The 21583-nt window shown below is 61.2% G+C and carries 22 protein-coding genes; 8 read left to right on the forward strand and 14 right to left on the reverse strand.

Annotated elements, in window-relative coordinates:
• Window positions 1-2: 2 nt before the first annotated feature.
• The 6 genes from K307_RS15225 to K307_RS15245 all read right to left on the reverse strand — a co-directional run bounded on the left by K307_RS15225 (window position 3) and on the right by K307_RS15245 (window position 4816).
• Complete coding sequence (locus K307_RS15225) at window positions 3-743, reverse strand: YoaK family protein (protein ID WP_051974907.1); 741 nt, start codon at window positions 741-743, stop codon at window positions 3-5.
• Window positions 744-746: 3 nt separating this feature from the next.
• Window positions 747-1046, reverse strand: coding sequence for a XapX domain-containing protein (locus K307_RS46160; RefSeq protein ID WP_080745031.1), 300 nt, complete (start codon window positions 1044-1046; stop codon window positions 747-749).
• 26 nt (window positions 1047-1072) lie between these two features.
• Entirely contained in the window at window positions 1073-1501 is a 429-nt protein-coding gene (locus K307_RS15230; RefSeq protein WP_042879316.1) for a DoxX family protein, read from the reverse strand.
• A 26-nt stretch (window positions 1502-1527) separates the two neighbouring features.
• Window positions 1528-3399, reverse strand: a complete 1872-nt coding sequence (locus K307_RS15235) for an amidohydrolase (protein ID WP_042879318.1) — start codon at window positions 3397-3399, stop codon at window positions 1528-1530.
• A 148-nt stretch (window positions 3400-3547) separates the two neighbouring features.
• Window positions 3548-4231: a hydrolase gene (locus K307_RS15240; protein WP_042879319.1), complete on the reverse strand. Its 684-nt coding sequence runs from the start codon at window positions 4229-4231 to the stop codon at window positions 3548-3550.
• A gap of 219 nt (window positions 4232-4450) precedes the next feature.
• Complete coding sequence (locus K307_RS15245; RefSeq protein WP_042879320.1) at window positions 4451-4816, reverse strand: response regulator; 366 nt, start codon at window positions 4814-4816, stop codon at window positions 4451-4453.
• Between the two features lie 688 nt (window positions 4817-5504).
• Here K307_RS15245 and K307_RS15250 point away from each other — a divergent pair.
• On the forward strand, window positions 5505-6248 hold the full coding sequence (locus tag K307_RS15250) for a response regulator (RefSeq protein ID WP_042879322.1): 744 nt from the start codon (window positions 5505-5507) through the stop codon (window positions 6246-6248).
• A gap of 51 nt (window positions 6249-6299) precedes the next feature.
• Here the strand turns inward: K307_RS15250 and K307_RS15255 are convergent, their stop codons facing one another.
• The gene (locus K307_RS15255) at window positions 6300-7274 is read right to left on the reverse strand and encodes a response regulator transcription factor (RefSeq protein WP_230625685.1); all 975 of its coding nucleotides are present in this window, start codon (window positions 7272-7274) and stop codon (window positions 6300-6302) included.
• Window positions 7275-7550: 276 nt separating this feature from the next.
• Here K307_RS15255 and K307_RS15260 point away from each other — a divergent pair, with 276 nt between their 5' ends.
• The 4 genes from K307_RS15260 (at window position 7551) to K307_RS15270 (ending at window position 13078) form a co-directional block, all read left to right on the forward strand.
• A complete protein-coding gene (locus K307_RS15260; protein WP_042882081.1) occupies window positions 7551-8657 on the forward strand; it encodes a porin in 1107 nt (368 codons plus the stop codon).
• Between the two features lie 381 nt (window positions 8658-9038).
• On the forward strand, window positions 9039-9434 hold the full coding sequence (locus K307_RS46165; RefSeq protein ID WP_080745032.1) for a DUF3331 domain-containing protein: 396 nt from the start codon (window positions 9039-9041) through the stop codon (window positions 9432-9434).
• Window positions 9435-10027: 593 nt separating this feature from the next.
• Window positions 10028-11749 (forward strand): ubiquinone-dependent pyruvate dehydrogenase, encoded by a 1722-nt coding sequence (poxB, locus tag K307_RS15265; RefSeq protein WP_042879327.1) that lies wholly within the window; start codon window positions 10028-10030, stop codon window positions 11747-11749.
• Window positions 11750-11905: 156 nt separating this feature from the next.
• The gene (locus K307_RS15270) at window positions 11906-13078 is read left to right on the forward strand and encodes an MFS transporter (RefSeq protein WP_230625687.1); all 1173 of its coding nucleotides are present in this window, start codon (window positions 11906-11908) and stop codon (window positions 13076-13078) included.
• A gap of 124 nt (window positions 13079-13202) precedes the next feature.
• On the opposite strand, the gene K307_RS15275 is transcribed toward K307_RS15270, so the two are convergent.
• The 6 genes from K307_RS15275 to K307_RS15300 all read right to left on the reverse strand — a co-directional run bounded on the left by K307_RS15275 (window position 13203) and on the right by K307_RS15300 (window position 18094).
• Window positions 13203-13727 carry a RidA family protein gene (locus K307_RS15275; protein WP_042882083.1) on the reverse strand — a complete coding sequence of 175 codons (525 nt, stop codon included), beginning with the start codon at window positions 13725-13727 and terminating at the stop codon, window positions 13203-13205.
• Between the two features lie 63 nt (window positions 13728-13790).
• Window positions 13791-14456, reverse strand: a complete 666-nt coding sequence (locus K307_RS15280; RefSeq protein WP_042879331.1) for a PAS domain-containing protein — start codon at window positions 14454-14456, stop codon at window positions 13791-13793.
• 104 nt (window positions 14457-14560) lie between these two features.
• The gene (locus K307_RS15285; RefSeq protein WP_080745135.1) at window positions 14561-15376 is read right to left on the reverse strand and encodes an ABC transporter ATP-binding protein; all 816 of its coding nucleotides are present in this window, start codon (window positions 15374-15376) and stop codon (window positions 14561-14563) included.
• Between the two features lie 14 nt (window positions 15377-15390).
• On the reverse strand, window positions 15391-16104 hold the full coding sequence (locus K307_RS15290) for an ABC transporter permease (protein WP_419187122.1): 714 nt from the start codon (window positions 16102-16104) through the stop codon (window positions 15391-15393).
• Window positions 16104-16790, reverse strand: coding sequence for an ABC transporter permease (locus K307_RS15295; protein WP_042879335.1), 687 nt, complete (start codon window positions 16788-16790; stop codon window positions 16104-16106). The genes K307_RS15290 and K307_RS15295 overlap by 1 nt, the downstream gene beginning before the upstream one ends.
• 59 nt (window positions 16791-16849) lie before the next feature.
• Entirely contained in the window at window positions 16850-18094 is a 1245-nt protein-coding gene (locus tag K307_RS15300) for an NAD(P)/FAD-dependent oxidoreductase (RefSeq protein WP_042879336.1), read from the reverse strand.
• Between K307_RS15300 and K307_RS48550 the strand changes: the two genes are divergently transcribed.
• Complete coding sequence (locus K307_RS48550; RefSeq protein WP_196251601.1) at window positions 18035-18205, forward strand: hypothetical protein; 171 nt, start codon at window positions 18035-18037, stop codon at window positions 18203-18205. The two genes, K307_RS15300 and K307_RS48550, sit on opposite strands and share 60 nt — an antisense overlap.
• Here K307_RS48550 and K307_RS15305 read toward each other — a convergent pair.
• Window positions 18189-18977, reverse strand: a complete 789-nt coding sequence (locus tag K307_RS15305) for an ABC transporter substrate-binding protein (protein ID WP_042879338.1) — start codon at window positions 18975-18977, stop codon at window positions 18189-18191. The genes K307_RS48550 and K307_RS15305 overlap by 17 nt on opposite strands.
• Window positions 18978-19446: 469 nt before the next feature.
• Here K307_RS15305 and K307_RS15310 point away from each other — a divergent pair, with 469 nt between their 5' ends.
• Window positions 19447-20409: a GlxA family transcriptional regulator gene (locus K307_RS15310; RefSeq protein ID WP_051974908.1), complete on the forward strand. Its 963-nt coding sequence runs from the start codon at window positions 19447-19449 to the stop codon at window positions 20407-20409.
• 153 nt (window positions 20410-20562) lie between these two features.
• On the forward strand, window positions 20563-21582 hold the full coding sequence (locus tag K307_RS15315; RefSeq protein ID WP_329955874.1) for an arginine N-succinyltransferase: 1020 nt from the start codon (window positions 20563-20565) through the stop codon (window positions 21580-21582).
• Window position 21583: the final 1 nt, after the last annotated feature.

Consider the following 21583-nt stretch of genomic DNA (forward strand, 5'->3'; position numbering starts at 1 on the left):
GATCAGTATTCAATATTTGGACTCAAGCTGCCCCTGCATATTTGCCGAGCGATGCTGGCGCTAACGAATGCGAGCGCTGCAATGGGTAGCAGGACACACCAGAAAGAAATAAGCGTGTAGGCGGCAGCGCCTGATCCTGCGCCGATTACGAATCCGGCGATAGCGGGTGCCGTCTTCCAGATCCTCTTCTTCAGCACGGACCGTTGAGCTTGCGAAGCGCCTTGCAGATCTACCAGATCGATGACCAGCTGAGTGGTGTTTCCTGTCATGACGGTGGTGGTACCAAAATCGGCGAGCGCGGTCCTGGCGAGGGCATTCTGAATTCCCATTGCAGCGACAGCGCTCAGACCCGCCAGCACGGCGACAGGAGCATCAGCATTCCTGATTGGGAGTGACAGATAGGCGAGACCCATGAATGTCGCCAGGAGTATGCACTCGGCAAACAGCAACGCGGGAACGGGCTGCCTATTTTTGCGTACCAATCTGGATTCCGAAATTCTCGTGCCGGCGGCGGCGAGCACGAAAGTCGGGAGGGCCAGGATCTTCGCGAGAAGGACGTGCGCCGTCGGCGACGATAGTTCGATGCCAATCATGACGAAGTTCCCGGTTACGTGCGCGGTAAGCAGGCCGAACAATGCCGTGAAACCCACCACATCGACATAGCCCGCCACGAACGAGAGAAGGAGCCTTGAGGAAGCAGAAGCGGCTACCGCAGGGGGTGCGCCAAGATTGTTGGACGACACAATTCAATCTCGCGCGGAAGGATCCTTGTCCTTTTTTGTAAGGATCACTGCTTCTGAATGCTTATCCGATGACTTGGATGGAAGCCCGGATATCTTCGGTGCACATTCCTGCCGAAACCAGGCTGCAGTAACCGGTGAGCCAGCACGCATGCGCTGGATAGGGGCGACGATCTGCTCCCCAACCAACATCCCAAGCAGACCCACCAGTGCAATAGCCGGCGGCGCCGGCGAACGCACGTGTATTACGGCATAAATGATGCCGACGAGAATCCCGGCGGCCAGGGATACGATATAAGGCTTCATGGCTTCATCTCCATCATGACCTTGAATTACGGGGTGCCGCGCATGTCTTCCCAAGCCACCAGCAGAAAGCCGCCGACCAGGCCCAGATGCTCGAAGAACGCGTTGGCCATCATGAACTGCACCTCCGGCGGCGCACTCCAGAAGCGGTTGGCCATGAACGTGGCTGCCAGCGTGAAGGCAGCCAGTGCCAGCGCGCCGAGCCAGCGCCAGCAGCCGAGCAGGATCATCGCCGACGCGCCAAGCTCCAGCGCGATCGTCGCGCCAGCCAGCGGAATCGCCGGTGACAGGCCGAAGTGCTGCATCTCCGCCACGGCGCCAGCAAAGTCGATTAGCTTGACCAGCCCGCCTTGCAGGTAAGCTGCGCATAGCAACAAGAGCGCGATCCAGCGAAGCCAGCGCGGCAACCGGTGCGTGTCTTCGCCAGCGTTGGCCAGCAAGGATGTCGATGGGTTCATGGGCGTTTCTCCGTATGCGTCCTGCCTCAGAACGCCCAGCACGAGCAGCCGAGGGCGCCCCAGAACGAGCTTTCGTCGGACGTAGGTACGTTCGAGGTCCACGCCTTTTCATGCGCATGGCCATGCACGCCACATGCGCTGGCGCAACCGCAGGCGGTATTCATCGCCAGCGTGTGCGCCCCGGCTTGCGGGCGCGGCTGATAGCCGCCGCCACGGCGCACCGGCGACCAGTCCGGCATCGCCGGCGGGATCTCGGGAGACAGCTTGCCGAAGTCGCCATCGCCATAGACCACCTTGCCGCCGAGAATGGTCATCACCGAGGTGATGTCCTGGATCTCGTCGCCCGGCACGCTGAAGTAGTCGGCGGACAGCACCGCTAGGTCGGCAAGCTGGCCGACCTTGATCTGGCCCTTCTTGCCGACTTCCGACGAGAACCAGGTATTGGCCTCGGTCCACAGCCGCAGCGCGGTCTCGCGATCGAGCAGGTTGGCCTGCGGGTACATCGGCATGCCGCCCACGGTCTTGCCGGTGGTCAGCCAGTACAGCGATACCCACGGGTTGTACGAGGCCACGCGCGTGGCGTCGGTGCCGGCGCCCACCTTGACGCCCTTCTCCAGCATCTTCTTTACTGGCGGGGTCGCTTCGGCGGCGCGCGCGCCATAGCGTTCGACGAAATACTCGCCCTGGTAGGCCATCCGGTGCTGCACCGCGATGCCGCCGCCAAGCGCGGCGATGCGGTCGATATTGCGGTCGGAGATAGTCTCGGCGTGGTCGAAGAACCAGTTCAGCCCGTCGAACGGAATGTCCTTGGCGACCTTCTCGTAGACGTCGAGCGCGCGCGTGATGGTCTGGTCGTAAGTCGCATGCAGGCGCCACGGCCAGCGCTTCTCGGCGAGCAGGCGGATCACGGGTTCGAGGTCGGCCTCCATCGACGGCGGCATGTCCGGGCGCTCGACGCGGAAATCCTCGAAATCCGCCGCGGTGTAGACCAGCATCTCGCCGGCGCCGTTGTGGCGGTAGAGGTCATCGCCCTGGCCGGGCTTTACCTTCGACGTCCAGGTCTTGAAGTCGCTGAGTTCTTCCTTGGGCTTCTGCGTAAAGAGGTTGTACGCCAGCCGCACCGTGAGCTGCCCTTCCTTGTGCAGCTCCTCGATGATGCTGTAGTCCTCGGGATAGTTCTGGTAGCCGCCGCCGGCGTCGATCACGCCGGTGACGCCCAGCCGGTTGACCTCGCGCATGAAATGGCGCGTGGAGTTCTTCTGGTATTCGGGCGGCAGCTTCGGGCCCTTCGCCAGCGTCGCGTAGAGGATGGTGGCGTTGGGCTTGGCCAGCAGCAGGCCGGTCGGGTTGCCGCGCGCATCGCGCAGGATCTCGCCGCCGGGCGGGTTGGGGGTGTCCTTGGTGTAGCCCACCGCGCGCAACGCGGCGCCGTTGAGGATCGCGCGGTCGTACAGGTGGAGGATGAACACGGGCGTGTCCGGCGCGACGGCATTCAGCTCCTCCACGGTAGGCAGGCGCTTCTCGGCGAACTGGTGCTCGGTGAAGCCCCCAACCACGCGCACCCACTGCGGCGCAGGGGTACGCGCGACCTGGTCCTTCAGCATGGGCATCGCATCGGCCAGCGAGCGCACCCCGTCCCAGCGCAGCTCCATGTTGTAGTTCAGGCCGCCGCGGATGATATGCATATGGCTGTCGATCAGCCCGGGAATGGCCCGGCGACCATTCAGGTCGATCACCCTGGTCTGGGTCCCCGCGAGTTTCATGATCTCCTGGCGCGTGCCCACGCTGACGAAGCGGCCGTCCTGGATCGCGACCGAATCGGCTTGGGGGTTGGTGCGATCGAGCGTGGTGAACTTGCCATTGACAAGAACGAGGTCGGGAGTCGGGGTCGGTGACATGGCTAAGAAGGCTCCGAAGGGGCTGTCGTGCCCGGCACGGCAGTCAGGTCGATGAATTACCCGCGGGCAGTGACACGAGCGATAGTGCCAAAGCGTGTTCGACGGTGCGGATTCCGATTGCAGGGGCGCCGTCGGAATCCCCGGTGCGTCAGCGCGCTGGTACAGCGGCCAGCATCTCGTGTGGTACTGCCGTACGTTGCGCGGCCTTGTGGACCATCGTGTACGCGTAGTCGACACCCATACCGTAGCCACCGGAATGTTCCTTGACGACTTTCATGACCTCGTCGTAGGTGTCGCGGTGGGCCCAGTCGCGCTGCCATTCCAGCAGCACCTGCTGCCAGGTCATCGGAACGACGCCAACCTGGATCATCCGCTGCATGGCGTAGTCGTGAGCCTCCTTACTGGTCCCGCCGGAAGCGTCGGAGACCATATAGATCTCGTAGCCCCCCCCAGCCATTGCAGAGAGTGCAAAGCTGGTGTTGCAAACTTCGGTCCAGAGGCCGGCCACGACCACCTTCTTGCGCCTGCTTGCGGCCAGGGCGTCGCGCACCTTCTGGTCATCCCACGAGTTCATCGACGTGCGCTCCAGCAGCTTGTGGTCCGGGAACACGTCGAGCAGCTCCGGATAGCTGTATCCGGCGAACGACTCGGTTTCCACCGTCGTGATGGTCGTCGGAATGTTGAAGATCTTTGCGGCTTTGGCCAGGCCGACGGTGTTGTTCTTCAACGTCTGGCGGTCGATGGATTGCACACCAAATGCCATTTGCGGCTGATGATCGATAAAGATCAGCTGGCAGTTTCCCGGAGTGAGCAGTTCTAACTTCTCGTTCATGACGGAACTCCTGTAGTCGGTGTATGGACGATGCCATTGGTAGGCGAGCTTGAGTCTGTCCAACACCGATTTCAGGCTTGTGACCAATCAGCGAGACTCGATGACAATTGAAATATGACCTGTGGTACCGTGACCTGCTGAACAGCGGGGCGAGGACCCGCGGTCAATGAGCGCAAGGACCAGCGGACGCTGCCACCGACATTCCGTCCGCCGATGGGGTCACTGACATTGGTCAATGAGCGCGATAAGCGCATCTCCATCGACTGGCTTGCGAAAGAAGCCTGCCGCACCGTGGTCCAGAAAGAACGACTCAGCGTGATCGCCGGGCTTCCCGGTGATGATGATTACCGGTAGCGCATCTGCCCGACTTCGGACACGATGGAGCACCTCCAGACCATCGATCGGCCTCATGCCGAGATCCGTAATGACACATAGGAAGTCGGACATGTCCGCAGCCAGAAACAGCTCCGCTGAAATGAAGAGCTGAGTTTCATAGCCGCAGGACGCGAGAAGGTTCGCAAGCGAATTCAGTACCCTGCGGTCGTCGTCGACAACTGCGATGGCTTTCGCATTTCGGGACAGCATCTAGGCAAAGCCTCCCTTCGGCCGCACGGTATAGGAGAAATATAGCCGCTTCCGGACACTTAGCGGCCACTTCGACCACATTGCATGATCAGCGCAGAGCGAGAGCTCGCCTCGACGGATATGACCGAGTCTGCGGCAGCTACGATCTCTGGGCGGCACAGCGATGGTTCCTCACTCGAAGCGAAAGGACGGGCAGCGATGCCCCACTGCTGAAGGGTAGACGTACATGAATATGTAGTATCGCAGGGACGATCCACGATACAAGATGGAGCCGCACCATAAGTCACGGTCCCATATCGCTGAACTGTCTTTACGCGACCGTCCCACCCTGACGCTCGGGCAAGCGGCCCTTTACGTGTAGCTGGTCTCCGCAGCGAGGGAATTCCGCAACTAGGGATTCTAGAAGGCAAGCCTCCCGATTCCAATAACATGAATGTTGTAGAGCATTCATATTTACCTCGCGCCCCTGGGCAACTGAACGACGTCATATCGACGAACAAGCCCCGGCCCGCCCTACACTGCATCCCGCGAATCGGATTCCAACTTTATGTAATTGCGAAGCGCAGGGAATCTAACGGAGACTCCCTCAGATCCAACGGTCGCGACGCCGCCCCAAGCATGGCGGCAACATCCCGGGTCGAGTCAGGCATCGATTTTGTATTGCGATCGCTAATACCTTGCGACAGACATGAGACCAGCAACCTCCCCTACCGATACCGTGCATATCCTCGTCGCCGTCGATGATCCTGAGATGCGCCAGCTGATCGTCGACTATCTTGGCACCAACGACATACGCGTAACCTCCCTGCCGGATGCCCGCGGAGTGGAGGATGCACTGGCTCGCGAGACCATCGACCTGTTGATCGTTGCCGTAAAGCCTCCCGGCGATGACGGATTGCGACTGACCCAACGACTACGGGATGACTCCGACTTGCCGATAATCCTGTTAGCCGGTCGGTCCGACGAGGCGGATCGTGTCATGGGGCTGGAGCTGGGGGCTGATGACTATCTCGTCAAGCCTTTCTCTAACCGCGAGCTTCTGGCCAGGATACGTGCCCTGCTGCGCCGATGCCGTTCACGGTACTCGGTAGCGGACCGGTTGACGCGTATTCGCGCCTATCGCTTCCAGGGATGGGAGCTGAACGTTCGATTGCGTCGCCTGATCCGACCGGATGGCGCTGTCGTCGCTCTGACCAATGCCGAGTTCAACTTGCTGGCCGCATTTCTGAACGCACCGCAGTGCGTGCTGAGTCGCGACCAGCTACTTGAGCTTTCCCGGCTGCACAACGACGAAGTCTATGAGCGTGCGATCGATGCACAAGTTGCGCGCCTGCGCAAAAAGCTAGGCATGGGCCCGGTCGCGGGAGACATCATTCGCACGGAGCGTGGCTTTGGCTACGTCTTCGCCGCCGCGGCGGTACTTGTGAGCTGATTGGCTTGCCAAAATACACCAGGTGACACCTCGAACGAGCCTCGGGCGGCGCTAGCCGCCCCCGGCAGGCTGGTGTGTCTCTAGCCCCAGCCGGCTTGCTTGCCTGACGAGTGCGGCAAATGAGCCCGCTTGCATCTTCTTCATAATGTGACCGCGATGCACCTGCACGGTGTACTCAGTGATCCCCAGTATGTCAGCTGCCTGCTTGTTCAGCATACCCCCGACAAGCAAGGGTAGAAGCTCTTGCTCTCTTGGTGTCAGGGTTTCGTAGAGCGCACGAAGCGCAGCAGCCTCGGCGGCCTCTCTGCGCTGTGCTCGCGTCTTGGCAATTGCGGTGTCAACAGCTCGGAGCAGGGCATCCTCACTGACGGGCTTGGTCAGAAAATCGACGGCCCCGCCTTTCATCGCCAATACCGTGGAAGGCACATCATTTCTGCCCGTGATGAAGACGATGGAAGCATGAGAATTATTGATAACCTGTTCCTGGACTTCCAGGCCGCTCATGCCGGGCATGCGCATATCGAGAATCAGGCACGCCACTGTGTCCCACTGAGTTTCTTCCAGAAACTCGTGCCCTGAGTTGAACGACCGCACACTTTTGCCATGAGCGCGCAGGAGGCTTGTAAGCGCTTCCCGAACGCGTGAATCGTCGTCTACCACACACACAAATTCGTTGACCGACTCCACGAAACGCTCTCCATCTTGCGTCAGCGTGCGCCGCCCCTCACTGTGGCCGAGGGGATGAGACGCGCTATCACTGTGAATAGAAATGTCGCTTGAATTATAGCAAAGCGAGTATCCGACCAACGTCCGGTAGCCGGCAAGTTGCCCTACATGAATATGTAATTTCGCGAAATCAAAAGACGATGTAGCGACCGGGCAATGAGCCCCTTCGATCACCTCATAACGCTCGGTCGGCGGGACGGCCCCAGTTGAAAGATGTCGCCGACACTCCAGCTTCATGTAATAGCGATCCTGCTTCGTCGAATTTACTATCGGAACACCTTGAGTTTGCGACAGCGGCAAACACAGGGTCCTCGGTGCGCCGCAGTCGTTCCCGTGCTCGGCCGCCGCCTTCGGGTATGTCGGCGTCATCCCAGCCCCGACCTCCCGCCCTTTGGTGCGCCCGGCCCGCTCTCGGCCGGCCACCATTCTTTTTGTGGATTGCCACTTGACAGGACAAATCCACGGTGGAAATGCTCAGTTGGTCTGAGCGCTTAAAGCGTTTGCTTCCTTTCAAAAGCGGCACAAGCATGACCAGCATTTCCGGTACAGGCCAGCCCCAGGGACAAAAGCTCAATGATGACAAAGATTGGCGTGTGGCGTGGGATCTTCCCACTGGCGGCTTCGACGGCGTGCATGATTGGTGTGGCCCATGCCCAGTCGTCGGTTGTTCTCTATGGGAGACTGAATACCGCACTCGAGTATTCCAACGCCACGACCGCAACGGATGGCACGCATCCCGGTGGCACTGCCCGCCTTACCAACAACCGGTCCGTCGTTGGCATTCACGGAGAAGAGTCGCTCGCCTACGGGCTCAAGGCAATCTGGCAAGTTGAGAGTGCGGTATCGATCGACACTGGTTCCGGGCAGATTGCCGCCCGCGACACCCGGATCGGCCTGGACAGCCCCTATGGCAGCGTGTTCATGGGCAATTGGGACACCCCATATACCAGGGCGACCAAAGGCTACGATCCATACTATCCGACCACCGCCGGCTATATGGCTCTTATGGGCAATGGATCGGCCGCTAGCTCAGACAACGTGCAGGACACCAGTTCCTTCGACCGGCGTCAACAGAACTCGCTCCACTACCAGTCGTCACAGTGGCACGGACTGAGTGGCGCCGTCGCCTGGGGGCTGCCGGAGGAAAAGCTTAGTGTGCCTCGCAATCCCGCGCTGTATTCTTTTTCCGGTGCCTATGACAATGGCCCGCTCAATGTCTCGCTGGCATATGAAGTCCACCAGCACTATCACACCGCTGGCCGTAATGACGACGGCATGAAGGTGGGTGTTTCGTACCAGTTTCCCACTACCACGATTGCACTGGTGTATGAGCGACTGCATTACCGCACGGCTACCGGGGACCTGACACGCAATAGCTACTACACCTCGCTGGTACAGAAGCTCGGCCCGGGAAGCCTAAAGCTTGGCTTCACCTTCGCCAGCAACGGAGCGGGCAATGCAACCGAGACGATTGGATCTTTCCGGAGTGGTGCCGAGACCGGTGCAACGCAGATCACCCTCGGCTATGACTATCCCTTGTCCAAACGCACATCGATCTATACCTACTACAGCAGAATCAATAACAAACGAAACGCCGTTTACGACTTCGCCATCAATGGCCTCGGTGTCAAGGCCGGCGCCGATCCTCAGACCTTTGCATTGGCCATCCGCCACAACTTCTAGCATCGAGAATGGCTGGCCCTGGTACGTGGCCTGCCCTGTGCGTGGAAGGCACCCCCCGACGGCTATTGCATAGAACTGGAAGCCTTAACGTTGGCGAGGTGAAGGACACCACTCCAGATTCATGTAATGGCCGTTCTTCCCGCCTTAACTATCATTCCAGGTAGGACGCTGAAGCGAAGCGCGGATCGATGAACGTTCAACGCGCTGGCCTATCCACATGCCGTTTCTGGCACGTAGCGCCGTTCATGCACGGTGAAACCGGATCACGCTCTCTTTCGTGGGCGCTCAGTCGATTTCCCAGTTGGTAGTGGACCCGTTTTTGGAAGCCATGTCACCACGCTTTGACGCTGATTCTTTTCGCTTGTTCGAAGGAGCACCACTATGCAAGATGCCTCCAAAGTCGATCGCGCCTGGTTCCACACCATGGCCCTGCTCAACCCTGAGGGTGACGGGATCATCCATGCACCTCAACCTCACCCTGCTTGCCCAGAGTATCAGACCGACTCGCGCCAGCCGTGCGCAATCAAGGTATTGGAGCGACGCAGTCTGACTACCGCCACCGTCGCATGGAGCGACTCAACCACTGGCCATTATGGCGAACAACTCTGGCAACGCGTTATCACACGAAGAAGTGGAATCTGTGCGGTGAGCGGGCGGGTCATCGCCGAAGGGGATGCCGTGTATCGTCCCCGCTTTGCGCTGCCTACTCCTCGAAACGCCGCGGCGATGATTCTGGCCTCGGTGATGGAAGCAATCCCATCAGCGGACTATCTTTAACCCACCGTGGTCCGCCAGTCGAGCACAGGTCGGTCCCGCAGTCGTCGCCAGCGACTCATTCGGGAGCCACGGCCCATTTCCTTGGGCAGCCATCGGCGCTCTCGCTATCCTGGACGCAGGCTACTGTACGCCTTTGGCGATCGATCTCCGCTTCGTTCAATGCCGGCTCCTGTCCGTGATGAAACGCGATGGCGGCCGTTCCCGTTTACCGTTCTACTCCCGGAATCCCAAGATCCCAGAATCATGTAATAGGCGCAATCCACTCCCGCTTCTATCATCAAACCAGCAAATGATGCTGAAGCTACCACGAGCTGTGTGGTAACGATCTTTTCGATGAGGACCGTTTGTGGTTGCTACGGTAGGCCCTTGCCAGTGGCCCGTTTGCGCAGGGGTCTCATCAGCTCAATAAGCAGCACTCTGCTTAATTTCCCTCGAAGACCACGAACACCAGCGCTCCGCGACTGGTGTTCGCCGCGACAGGTCTGCACCGTCCCATGACAGAGGGCGATGCGCTCACGCAGGTTGTGTCTGCTTTATCTCTTTGAGAAAGCGGCGGATCTGCAGCAATTGCTCAACTTGAATGGAGATGCGACATGGCAACGATAGCTGCCGACTACATGGTCGGTGCACTTGTAAAGGCGGGCGTAAAGCGTGTGTATGGCGTGGTCGGGGATTCACTGAACGGCTTCACCGATTCCCTGCGTCGCGATGGTTCGATTGAGTGGGTTCACATGCGGCACGAGGAAAGCGCGGCGTTCGCCGCTGGCGCCGAGGCGCATCTCACGGGGCAGCTCGCTGTCTGCTGCGGAAGCTGCGGACCCGGGAATCTGCACCTTATCAATGGTTTGTTTGACTGCCATCGGAACGGTGTTCCTGTTCTTGCTATCGCTGCGCATATTCCAAGTACGGAGATCGGCACCGACTATTTTCAGGCTACCCATCCCGAGGTGCTGTTCAAGGAATGTAGTCACTATGTCGAACTCGTATCGAGTCCGGACCAATTGCCTCAGATTCTCGGCCGTGCCATGCGAGCCGCAATCGCGTGCAGAGGCGTCGCGGTGGTTGTCGTCCCGGGAAATGTAGCACTCAGTCCGCTCACAAAACCTGTGCCGAACTGGAGCGCGCCTTCGGCCCCTTCGATTCGACCATCGAACGCCGAAGTTGCCAAACTCGCAAATCTTTTGAACCGGTCGTCGCGAGTGACATTGCTCTGTGGGGCCGGTTGCAAGGATTCGCACGCGGATGTCATCGAACTCGCCCGCAAGCTGCAGGCCCCCATCGTGCACGCGCTGCGAGGCAAGGAGTACATCGAATACGACAACCCGTTCGACGTGGGTATGACGGGACTTATCGGATTCTCTTCCGGTTATTCCGCGATGAAAAGCTGCGACATGCTGCTGATGCTGGGTACCGATTTCCCCTATCGTCAGTTCTACCCCGAAGGGGTCACCATCGCACAAGTCGATATCAGGGCGGAGGCGCTCGGCAACCGGTGTCCGCTGGACCTCGGGGTGCTGGGAACAGTCAAGGATACGCTCGGCGAACTGCTTCCGCTGATTGCGGAGAAGACCGACCGCAGCTTCCTCGACCGCGCACTCGAAGACTATCGCAAGGCTCGGAGCCATCTGGACGCGCTGGCGGAGCCCGAAGCAGACGGAAACACCGTCCATCCGCAATACGTGACGCGGCTCGTCAGCGAGCTTGCGGATGACGACGCCATCTTCTCCTGCGATGTCGGCACGCCGGTCGCATGGGCTGCCAGATACCTGAAGATGAACGGCAAGCGGCGTCTGATTGGATCGTTCAATCACGGATCGATGGCCAACTCGCTGTTGCATTCCATTGGCGCTCAGGCCGCCTTCAGGGACCGACAAGTGATATCGATGTCCGGTGACGGCGGATTCACCATGATGATGGGTGAGTTCCTGACGCTTGTTCAGGCAGGATTGCCGGTCAAAGTCGTCGTGCTCAACAACGGAACACTAGGCTTCGTGGAAATGGAGATGAAGGCCAATGGGTTCCTGGATACCGGATGTGACCTGAAGAATCCGAACTTTGCCACGATGGCCAATGCAATGGGCATCAAAGGCGTGCGCGTCGAGCGTCCTGCAGACCTGGAAGGCGCCCTGCGCGAAGCCTTTGCACACCCCGGCCCCGCCCTGGTTGACGTCGTAAGCGCGCGCCAGGAACTCGTGATGCCGCCTACGACCACCGCCGACCAGGCGGCCAAGTTTGGCCTGTTCATGCTCCGTGCCGTGATGGACGGTCGGGGACAGCAGCTTATCGACCTCGCAAAGGTCAATCTGTTCCGGTAGTGCTGTTGCGCAAGTGCGTACGGGCCAATGTCGTCTAAAGGAGATCGAATCATGTCCAGCAATGTCGCGGGCACTACTGCATACCAGGCATCAGACCGCGAGACCCTACACATGGGTTTTGTGATCGCATGGATCTTTTGCGTCGTGTTCTACTTCATGCAGTACGCGCTGCGTTCCGCGCCGGGCGTGATGATGCCCGAGCTGAGCGCGGCGTTCGCCCGCGATGTGGTGGGTGTGAGCGCGCTCGTCGGCCTGTACTACTACAGCTATTCAGTGTTCTCGATCGTCGTCGGCGCGGCGCTCGACCGGCTCGGCGGCAAGGCTGTCATTCCGGCCGGCATCGTTCTCGTTGCCGTCGGGGCGGCACTGTTCGGCCTGGGCACCGTGGTGACCGCGGAGATCGGCCGCCTGCTGCAAGGCGCGGGCTCGGCGTGCGCATTCATCGGGGCCGTGTATCTCGCCACGCATGGTTTTCCCTCACGCTTTCTCGCGACAGCGGTCGGGTTCACGCAATGCTTCGGCATGCTGGGCGGGTTCGCGGGCCAGTTCGCCGTCGGCCGGCTGATTCACGGTCTCATCACGTGGCAGCAGTTCTGGTGGCTGTCTGGCCTCGCAATCTTTGTGATTGCCGTACTGGTGTTCATTGCGACGCCAGCGGGCCATGACGACAGCCCCGCAAGCCAGGGCTCGTGGCTGACGATGTTCGCGCCGTACAACGAGGTGCTGTCCAACCCGCAGTCGTATCTTTGCGGTTTCTGCGCTGGCCTGCTGTTCTTGCCGACCACGATCGGCGACATGATCTGGGGTATAGCGTTCCTGCACAACGGTCTCCACGTCAGCTATGCCGAGGCCGTCAACCGCGCGAGCATGGTGCCGCTCGGCTGGGTGATCGGCTGCCCGCTGCTCGGGTATATTTCCGACCATCTGGGCCGGCGCAAGCCCGTGCTGATCGCCGGCGCGCTGCTGATGCTTGTGTCGGGTGCCGGCATTTTCTATCTGCCGCCCGGTGTGGTGCCGCCTTACGTGCTCGGCCTGCTGCTTGGCATCGGCTCGGGCGCGGCCATGTTGCCCTACACGGTAATCAAGGAAGTCAATTCGGACGACGTGAAAGGCAGCGCGACCGGAGCGATCAACTTCCTCGTGTTCACATTCAGCGCTTTGCTCACGCCCGCATACGGCAAGTTGCTCGCCCACATCGCAAATGGCGGCGCAATGAACCTTGAGGTGTTCCGCGCAGCAAGCATGTGGCTACTCGGCGGTATCGTGCTTGCAATCGTCCTGTCGCTGTTCCTGCGTGAAACCGGACCGCGAGCGCGCGCGGCGGCGTGAGGCTGAACTCCCATACTGCACACGATATGAGCCTCCCCACCACCATCGCCGAATCCGACCCGGCGGTGGTGCTCTTCGCTTGCTTAGGAGCAACGACCCAATTCCCCCGGTTCCTCCCAAGCCGTCATGCCCATGGGCTACCGCTCCCAGCTTCGCCGAGCCTCGGGTCTTCCTGGCTCGGCAGGACCTCTGCGATCAATTCGATTTCCACACATGCACCCAGCGGCAACTGGGCCACGCCAAATGCGCTTCGTGCATGCCGTCCCGCCTCACCAAAGACTTCCAGCAACAGGTCCGATGCGCCGTTGGTCACGACATGTTGCTCAGTGAAAGTGGGCGAAGAGCTCACCAGGCTCATTACCTTGACGATTCGCGCTACCTTGCCGAGATCGCCCAGGAAGCCGTGCAGCGTGGCAACGAGATCGATGGCAGCAGCCCGTGCTGCGGCCTTGCCCTCGTCCGTGCTGACGTCGTCCCCAAGCTTTCCCGTCCATGCCGCCCCGTTCTTGCGCGCAATATGTCCGGAGACAAAGACCAGGTTGCCGCTCCGCGCGGCCATCTCGAATGAGGCGCCCGCAACGCTGAGGGGCTCGAGCTCGATCCCGAGCGCCGCAAGTTTTTCGTAGGCTGTTTGATTGCTGGCAAGCATTTTCATCTGGTCTCTCTATCCAAAATCACATCAGGCCAGCGCCCGCCATCGGACGCTGGTCATTCACTTGTACCCTTCGAGTTCCGGCACCGGATCATCCCGCAAGCCCTTGAGATGCTTGTAGACCGTGGCCCGGCCCATACCAAGAAGGTTTGCCACATAATTCGCTGCGCTCTTCCCGTTGAAGGCACCCTCAAGGTAAAGCGCTTCGACCAGCTCGCGCTTGTGGTCCCGGCTCAGCGAATTAAGCGCGAGCTGGCGTTCCTGCAGCCAACGGTGCAGGAACACGTTGATGCGCTCCTGCCAGTCGTCCTTGAAGAGGTCCAGGGGACGAGACGCGACACCGACGCCGCGCACGAAGAGTTCGAGCGCACTCCCGATCTCCTCGAACACCGCAATGTTGAAGTTGACGCACATTACCCCCGCCGGCTTGCCCTCATCGTCGTCCACCGCGACGCTGATCGACCGCATCCGGCGGCCGTCCCAGTTGATCTTCTCGTACGGGCCATAAAGCTTCTTGGCGGCGTTGATGTCCAGTTCGTCGATGGCCGAATCGTCCCCGACCTCCCGTCTCGACAGATTGTTGGAGATGTGCACGACTTTCTTCTTCGCGGTGTCGTGAATGACAACCTCCGCGTATGGGAAGAAGAGCGTCGATATGCCGTCGGCGATCGGCGCATAGCGCTTGATTAGCATGGCTGTACTGTCCGGGCGTCTCTTCCTGTTCATCGTCGTTCCTCACAAATGCGATATAGCTCACATGGCTCTCGGCCTGCAAGATACATCAATTGAAGATGGCCGACGACTTTGGCACGGTGCGGCAGGAACCGCCTCTATTTGAGGTTGCTCGACAGAAACTGACGCAATCTCTCTGATTGCGGGTTCGCGAACAGCATCTCACCTGCACCGGATTCCTCGACCTTGCCCTTGTGCAGGAACATGACCTGGGAAGATACCGAGCGCGCGAAGCCCATTTCGTGGGTCACCACAACCATCGTGCGGCCTTCCGCAGCCAACTGCTGCATGACTTTCAGGACTTCCCCGACGAGTTCCGGATCGAGCGCCGAAGTCGGCTCGTCGAACAGCAGCACGTCCGGGCGCATGGCAAGGGCCCGCGCAATCGCAACCCGCTGCTGCTGACCGCCTGACAGGTGGGCTGGATACGCGCCCATCGTGCGGGCGGTCAGGCCCACTTTGTCGAGACAGTGCACCGCCCACTCCTGTGCTTCCTTCTTCCCGACACCGAGCACATGCTGCGGAGCTTCCATGACGTTCTGCAGTACCGTCATGTGCGACCACAGGTTGAAATGCTGGAACACCATTGCCAGCTTTGTACGGATTCGCCGAAGCTGCCTGGCATCGGTGACGCGCAGCCGCCCATCCTTGCCATTTTGCATATGGATCGGCTCGCCGCCGACGGTGATCTGCCCCGCATCCGGCTGCTCGAGAAAGTTCATGCAGCGCAGGAACGTGCTTTTTCCGGAACCGCTCGACCCAATGATGGAAATCACATCCCCCGGAGCCGCCGTCAGTGAAACGCCGGATAACACCTCATGACTGCCATAGCTTTTGTGGATATCGCTGGCTACCAGCGCGGGCTTGGTCACACTACGCGGTGAAACTTCCGCATCCGACTTAACTGCCTTCATCGCAACTGTGGACATCATTTCTTCTCCGTCGGCCGCAGGAATGCGAGCCATTTGTGCTCCGCCTTCCGGAACAAGTGAACGATCGCGAGGGATACACCCAGGTACAACATGGCCGCCAGGCCGAACGCCTCAAAGGAGCGATAGGTCGCAGCATTGGCGTCGCGTGCCACCTTGAGCAGGTCCGGCACCGTCGCCACAAAGGCGACAGTCGTGGCGTGCAGCATGAGAATGACCTCGTTCCCATAGTTGGGCAGTGAGCGGCGCAATGCCGATGGCAGGATGACGCGCAGGTACAGCTTCAGGCGCGACATGCCATAGGCCCGCGCGGCCTCCACCTCCCCGTACGGCGTGCTGGCGATGGCGCCTGCAAAGATCTCGGTGGTATAGGCACACGTATTCAGGGCAAACGCGAGGATCGTGCAATGGAAGCCATTGCGAAAGAAATGGTTCAACACATCCACTTCCCTGACCACGGCAAGCCCGTACACGCCGGAGTAGATCAGCAGCAACTGCACATACAGCGGAGTACCCCGGAACAGGTAGGTGTAGATTCGCACCGGAACCGACAGCCAGCGGTCCGACGAAGCCCGCGCGACAGCAAGCGGAACCGCTGCCACAAACCCCAGCGCCAGCGAGAGGACCAGCAGCCAGAGGGTCATGGCCAGGCCCGTCATCTTCGCGCCGTCGGAATAGAGATAGGCCTTCCAGTATTCGTTTAGCAGGTCCATCAGAGCTTTGCCTCCCTGACGCCGAGCGAGTAGCGCTTGCCCAGCCAGATCAGTACAAGGTTGGAAACCGAGGTCAGCGCCAGGTAGATCACGGCCGCCGCCAGGATGAAATTGAACATGCTGAACGTGCTCTTGCCGGCATCCAGCGCAACCTTCACCAGATCCGTCAGGCCGATCAGCGATACCAGGGCCGTCGCCTTCACCAGCACCTGCCAGTTGTTGGCGATACCGGGCAGTGCGAAGCGCATCATCTGCGGAAACAGAATCCGCCTAAAGGTCTGGAAGCCCGACATCCCTACCGATACACCGGCCTCAAGCTGACCAGCGGGAACCGAGAGAAAGGCGCCGCGGAAGGTCTCGGTGAAGTACGCCCCGTAGATAAAGCCGATGGTCAGCACACCCGCGACGAAGGGATCGATGTCGATCTGGCCCATGCCGGCGTAGTCGGTCAGCCGGTTCAGCCACATCTGGATGCTGTAGTACAGCAGCAGCATCATGACCAGGTCGGGCACACCGCGTATCAGCGTGGTGTAGAACGAGGCAATCCTGTTCAGGCTCCGGTGCCTCGCCACCTTGGCGCTCGCGCCGAGCAGGCCGAGCGCGGTTGCCAGCAAGAGGGAAAGCAGTGCCAGCTTGACGGTCTGCCAGGTACCGTCCGCTATTACTGCGCCATATCCGTGAAGCATTGCAGTCTCCATTGTCGATGTCTGCCCTGGTGCGTCGCGCACTCAGCGTTTGCCCGACTTCATCCGAAGCGCCTGGGGCTATATGGGGTGGGATCCGTGAAGGGTCGGGCACCGGTCATCATCTCCGCCAGCAGCCGGCCCGTGACTGGCCCCAGCGTCAGTCCGTGATGGTTGTGGCCAAACGCGAACCAGAGGCTCGCGTGTCGCGGCGCGGGGCCGATCACCGGCCGCATGTCCGGCGTGCACGGGCGATGCCCCATCCATGGCTGCGCTTCGAGCCTCCGGCCTAGGCCGAAGATTGGCTTCGCATGCCGCTCCGCCCTGTCGAGTTGGATCGTGTTGGGCGGACGGGACTCGGACGTCAGTTCCACACCGGTGGTCAGGCGTAGCCCTTGCTGCATTGGCGCCACGACGTATCCGACTTCACTATCGGCAATCGGGAAGCGTTGCGGTACGTCGGATTCCGGCTGGTAATGCATGTGGTAGCCGCGCTTGCCCAACAGCGGAATGCGATAGCCGAGGGGTGAAATTAGCTGGCCGGACCACGGGCCTTGCGCGATCACAACTTCCCGGGCTCGCACTTCCTCGCCGTCGAAGCGCACCCGCCAGCCACCGGCATCCTGGTTGAGCCCCGACACTGTCCCGAGCACAACGCGCCCGCCCATGGTTTCGAGCAATCGCGCGTAGCCCTTGGTCAGCAAACCCGGGTTGGTGACGCTCTTGGGATCGATCCAGTGAATTGCGCCGATGAAACCAGGCCTGAGGCCCGGCTCGGTCTTCTGAAGCCCCGCCTGGTCCAGCGGCGACATGATCAGGCCGTGGCATTCAGCCAGCGGCAGGCAATCCGCCACGCGACGCACCAGTGCCTGCTCGGTGCGATAGGCCTCGATCCATCCACCGGGCTTCACCAGCGAATCGAGCCTGCCGAGCGCAATCAGCTTGTCATGCTCGACAACACTGTTGGCGATCAACGGCAGCATGTCGGCGCTGGCGCGCGCCAGCCTTGCCGGCCCTGATTCGCGCCAGTATCTGGCCAGCCACCGCGCGAATGACGGCAGCGAGCGCGCGTCGTAGCGCATGGCCGTCTGCCGGTTGCCGGCATATCGCAACAGGGTAGCCAGCTCGCGCGGAAATCCGTACGGCACCACCGATGCCCGTTCAATCAGACCCGCGTTTCCGAAGCTGGTCTCTTCGCCGGGGGCGCGGCGGTCGATCACGATGACGCTGCGCCCTCGCTGCGCGAGATGAATCCCGACACTTACGCCGACAATGCCAGCCCCTACCACTACAACATCCGCATTCACACCGTTACCTCGCCAATTCGACTTTTGTCTGTTTGCCGGTTCCACGCACGTATGGCGATGGCCGCGCGCTGGCGCCGCCATCGCCGGCGCTTCGTCAATCCCGGGCAATGATGTCGCGCTTGAAATACCTCTGCGAAAGCGCCGTCAGGGTGCCGTCCTGCTTCAGTGCCGCGATGGCAGCCACCAGCTTCTCGCGCAACGCGTCGTCGCCCTTGCGGATGCCAAGGCCAGTGCCCACGCCCAGCGTGGCCGGGTCGACCAGCGCAGGGCCGGCGAAGTCAAAGTCACGGCCTTCCGGCTTGCTCAGCAAGCCGTCCAGCGCGGTCTGCGATTCCTGGACAGCGCCGTCGATACGCCCGGCGATCAGGTCGGCAAAGACTTGCGCCTGGTCCTGATAGGAGACGATCTCAACCCCGGACTTCGCCCAGTGCTTCTGCAGGTAGGTCTCCTGCGTCGTACCTCGCATGACGCCGACCGTCTTCCCCTTCATGCCGGCAGGCGTGGGCTGGAGCTTTGCTGTATTCCGGGCGACGAGCTGGATCGGCACGATGTAGATCGGCGGTGTGAAGTCGATGATCTGCTTGCGTTTCTCGGTGATGTTCATGGCCGAGTTGACCACGTCGAACTTTCTCGCCTGCAGGGCAGGGATCAGCCCGTCGAAGTCGTTCTCCACCCATACGCATCTGACGTTGAGTTTCTTGCAGATGGCATTGCCGACATCGATGTCGAAGCCCTGCAGATCACCCGATGGCGACTTGCTTTCGAACGGCGGGTAGGTGGGGTTCAGCCCCATGCGCAACACTTGCGACGACTGGGCACTGGCCGACGCCGCGAATCCGATGGCTGCCAGCAGGCCGACCACGAGCTTGATTTTCCACTTCATCGTTATTCCTTTTGAAGTCTTGCTGTCAGACCCCCGGGGGTGCTGGCTTCGGACTTGCGATCCCTGACGAATGTCGATGCCCGCGGCGCATGGAGCATCGGACAAGGCCCGGCGGCAATGCAGCGCCGCACGGAATGAAAGCGCGCTGCCCCTGACAGTCGAACCAGCTTGCCGGGACAGGCAACCTACGCACCGCGGAGCGAAATATAGACATAAAATCTATAATGGACAATCGGGTATACGCTGACACATACGCTGGCAATCGGGGCTGACTCCCCCCCACCGCGTCGCAAGCGGCAACCGGAATATTGGCCTCGTGCGTGCATGTCAAATTGGCCCTTACCGCGTCCATCGCGATTGACTACGATGGACGCGCGGCGTCCGGGTCTCGCCCCGGGGCCGCGCTCCGCACGCAGGCGGTGATGCGGAACGCAGCCAAAGAGCGATCAGCCAGGAAGGGACACAGAGCATGAGCACCGGGATTGACGCGTCGATCAGCGGGTCGCCTTGGGGCAAGCTTGCCGGTGCCATGACAGTGGATGTCGTCATGTTCGGCGAACCGGAAGCACTTCCGCCAGACGTCGCACTGCTGCGGCAAATGCTCGACCTTGCCGCGGCGGCGCACGAGGCCCTCCGGGTCTCGTGCCTGTCGGCAACGCAAGCCGATCCATCGGTTTCCTGCGACGTCCTGATCCTCTGGGACCGGGAGCCCGGCGCGCCCTCACTATTGCAAGCCACGCGGCTCGATGCGCTTGTCGAGCGCGCCACCTATGTCATTGCGGTCGGTGCAGCGGTACTGTGGCTGCTGCGCACCCGCCGGGCCAACGGCATGCGTGTCGCCCTGCACTGGCACTACGCCGCGATGCTGGATCCGGCGGGTGACGACAGCATCATTTCACCGGCCATCATCGAGCACGCGGGCAGGTGGACCACCTGTTGCGGCGGCGCTGCGGTCATCGATCTTGGCCTGACCTTTGTCCGCGACGTCCTTGGCACCAAGGCTGCCGGCGAGATCCAGGACCGCCTTTGCATCGAGCGCATCCGCGCTTCGAGCGAAAGGCAACGCACCGCCCCGCAGCCGGCCGCCAGCGGACACGCTCCCAAGCTTTCCGAGGCCATTGCCCTGATGGAGGCCAACATTGAAGAGCCGCTCCAGACCGAGGAGATCGCACGCCTGGCCGGCGTGTCGCGGCGGCAGCTCGAAAGGCTCTTCCGGCAGCACCTCGGTGCGGTGCCATCGCGCTACTACATGGAGATCCGCCTGGCACGCGCCCAGCGGCTGCTGCGGGAATCTCGCCATTCCCTGCTGCAAATCGCCCTGATGTGCGGCTTCTCTTCGGGACCGCATTTTTCCACCGCATACCGGACGGTATATGGCACCACGCCCCGCGAGGAACGCCAGCGCATCCTGCGCACAAGCGGCGCGCCCTGAACGCCGCGGATCGAGCGTCGCGACGCATCGGTGCAATAAAGCGTCGCAATCCTGAATTGCAGTCGCGCCCCCCTGCCGTAGAGTTGCACCCAGCCTCCGGTGTGACCAGCAACCCGTAACCGGACTCCAACCCACGCCTTGCTGAATCGCCCCATGATGTGGATCGCACGACCCGCCACCGAAGACGATGTGTCCGGCCTGATCGCCCTGGCGGAAGTCGCGTCCCCGCACGTTCACACGCTGCCCCGCACGCGCCCGGGCGTTGAAGACGCCATCGCCCGTACGCGCGAAGCGCTGGCGCGCCCGGTCGACACGCCGGCCGACGAGCACTATCAGCTCGTGCTGGAAGATACGGATGGGGCAATCGCCGGCACCGCGGCCATTGCAGCTACCGCGGGCTCGGCAGGTGCGTATTTCTCCTATCGCAACGACGTCATTCACCATGTCTCGCGCGATCTGCGGATCGCCAACAACGTCCATGTCCTGACGCTCAACTCCGACCTGACTGCGCACTCCCAGCTATCCGGCCTCCAGGTGACGCCGGGCTGCGCCGCGGCAGGCCCGCTGCTGTCGCGCTCGCGGCTGATGCTCGCGGCCGCCGACAGGCGACGCTTTGCCGACAGCTTCTTCGCATGCCTGGCCGGGCAGACGCACCCGGACCATACTTCGCCGTTCTGGGACGCCATCGGCCGCAAGTTCTTCAACATGGACTACCTGTCTGCCGAGCGCGCCGTGCGCGGCGCCCGCAACGGCACGCTGATTGTGGAACTGATGCCCCACTATCCCATCTACGTGCCGTTGTTGCCGGATGCCGCCTGCGAAGTCATCGGCCAGTTGCATCCCGAGGCCGTCGCGGCGTTTGACATCCTGGCTGCGGAAGGCTTCGAAGCCGATCGCTACGTGGACATCTTCGATGGCGGTCCCGTGCTCGAGGCGCATGCGTCGCGCCTGAAAACGCTGTCGACGGCACGCAACCTCACCGCCGAGGCAGCCACGGAGAGCCGGCCGGGCGAGACTTGCCTGATTGCGACGACCGGTGCGCTCAGTCAGTTCCGCTGCACGATCTCGCCCGGTACGGTAGAACTCGACCGCGGCCGGATCCTCCTGCCTGCCGAGACGCTGGACGCGCTGCGGATCTGCGCCGGCGACGCGGTCATCGTCGCCGCAGCCTGAC

Origin of the sequence: Cupriavidus necator A5-1, from assembly GCF_000744095.1 — a bacterium.
GTDB classification, from domain to species: domain Bacteria; phylum Pseudomonadota; class Gammaproteobacteria; order Burkholderiales; family Burkholderiaceae; genus Cupriavidus; species Cupriavidus necator_A.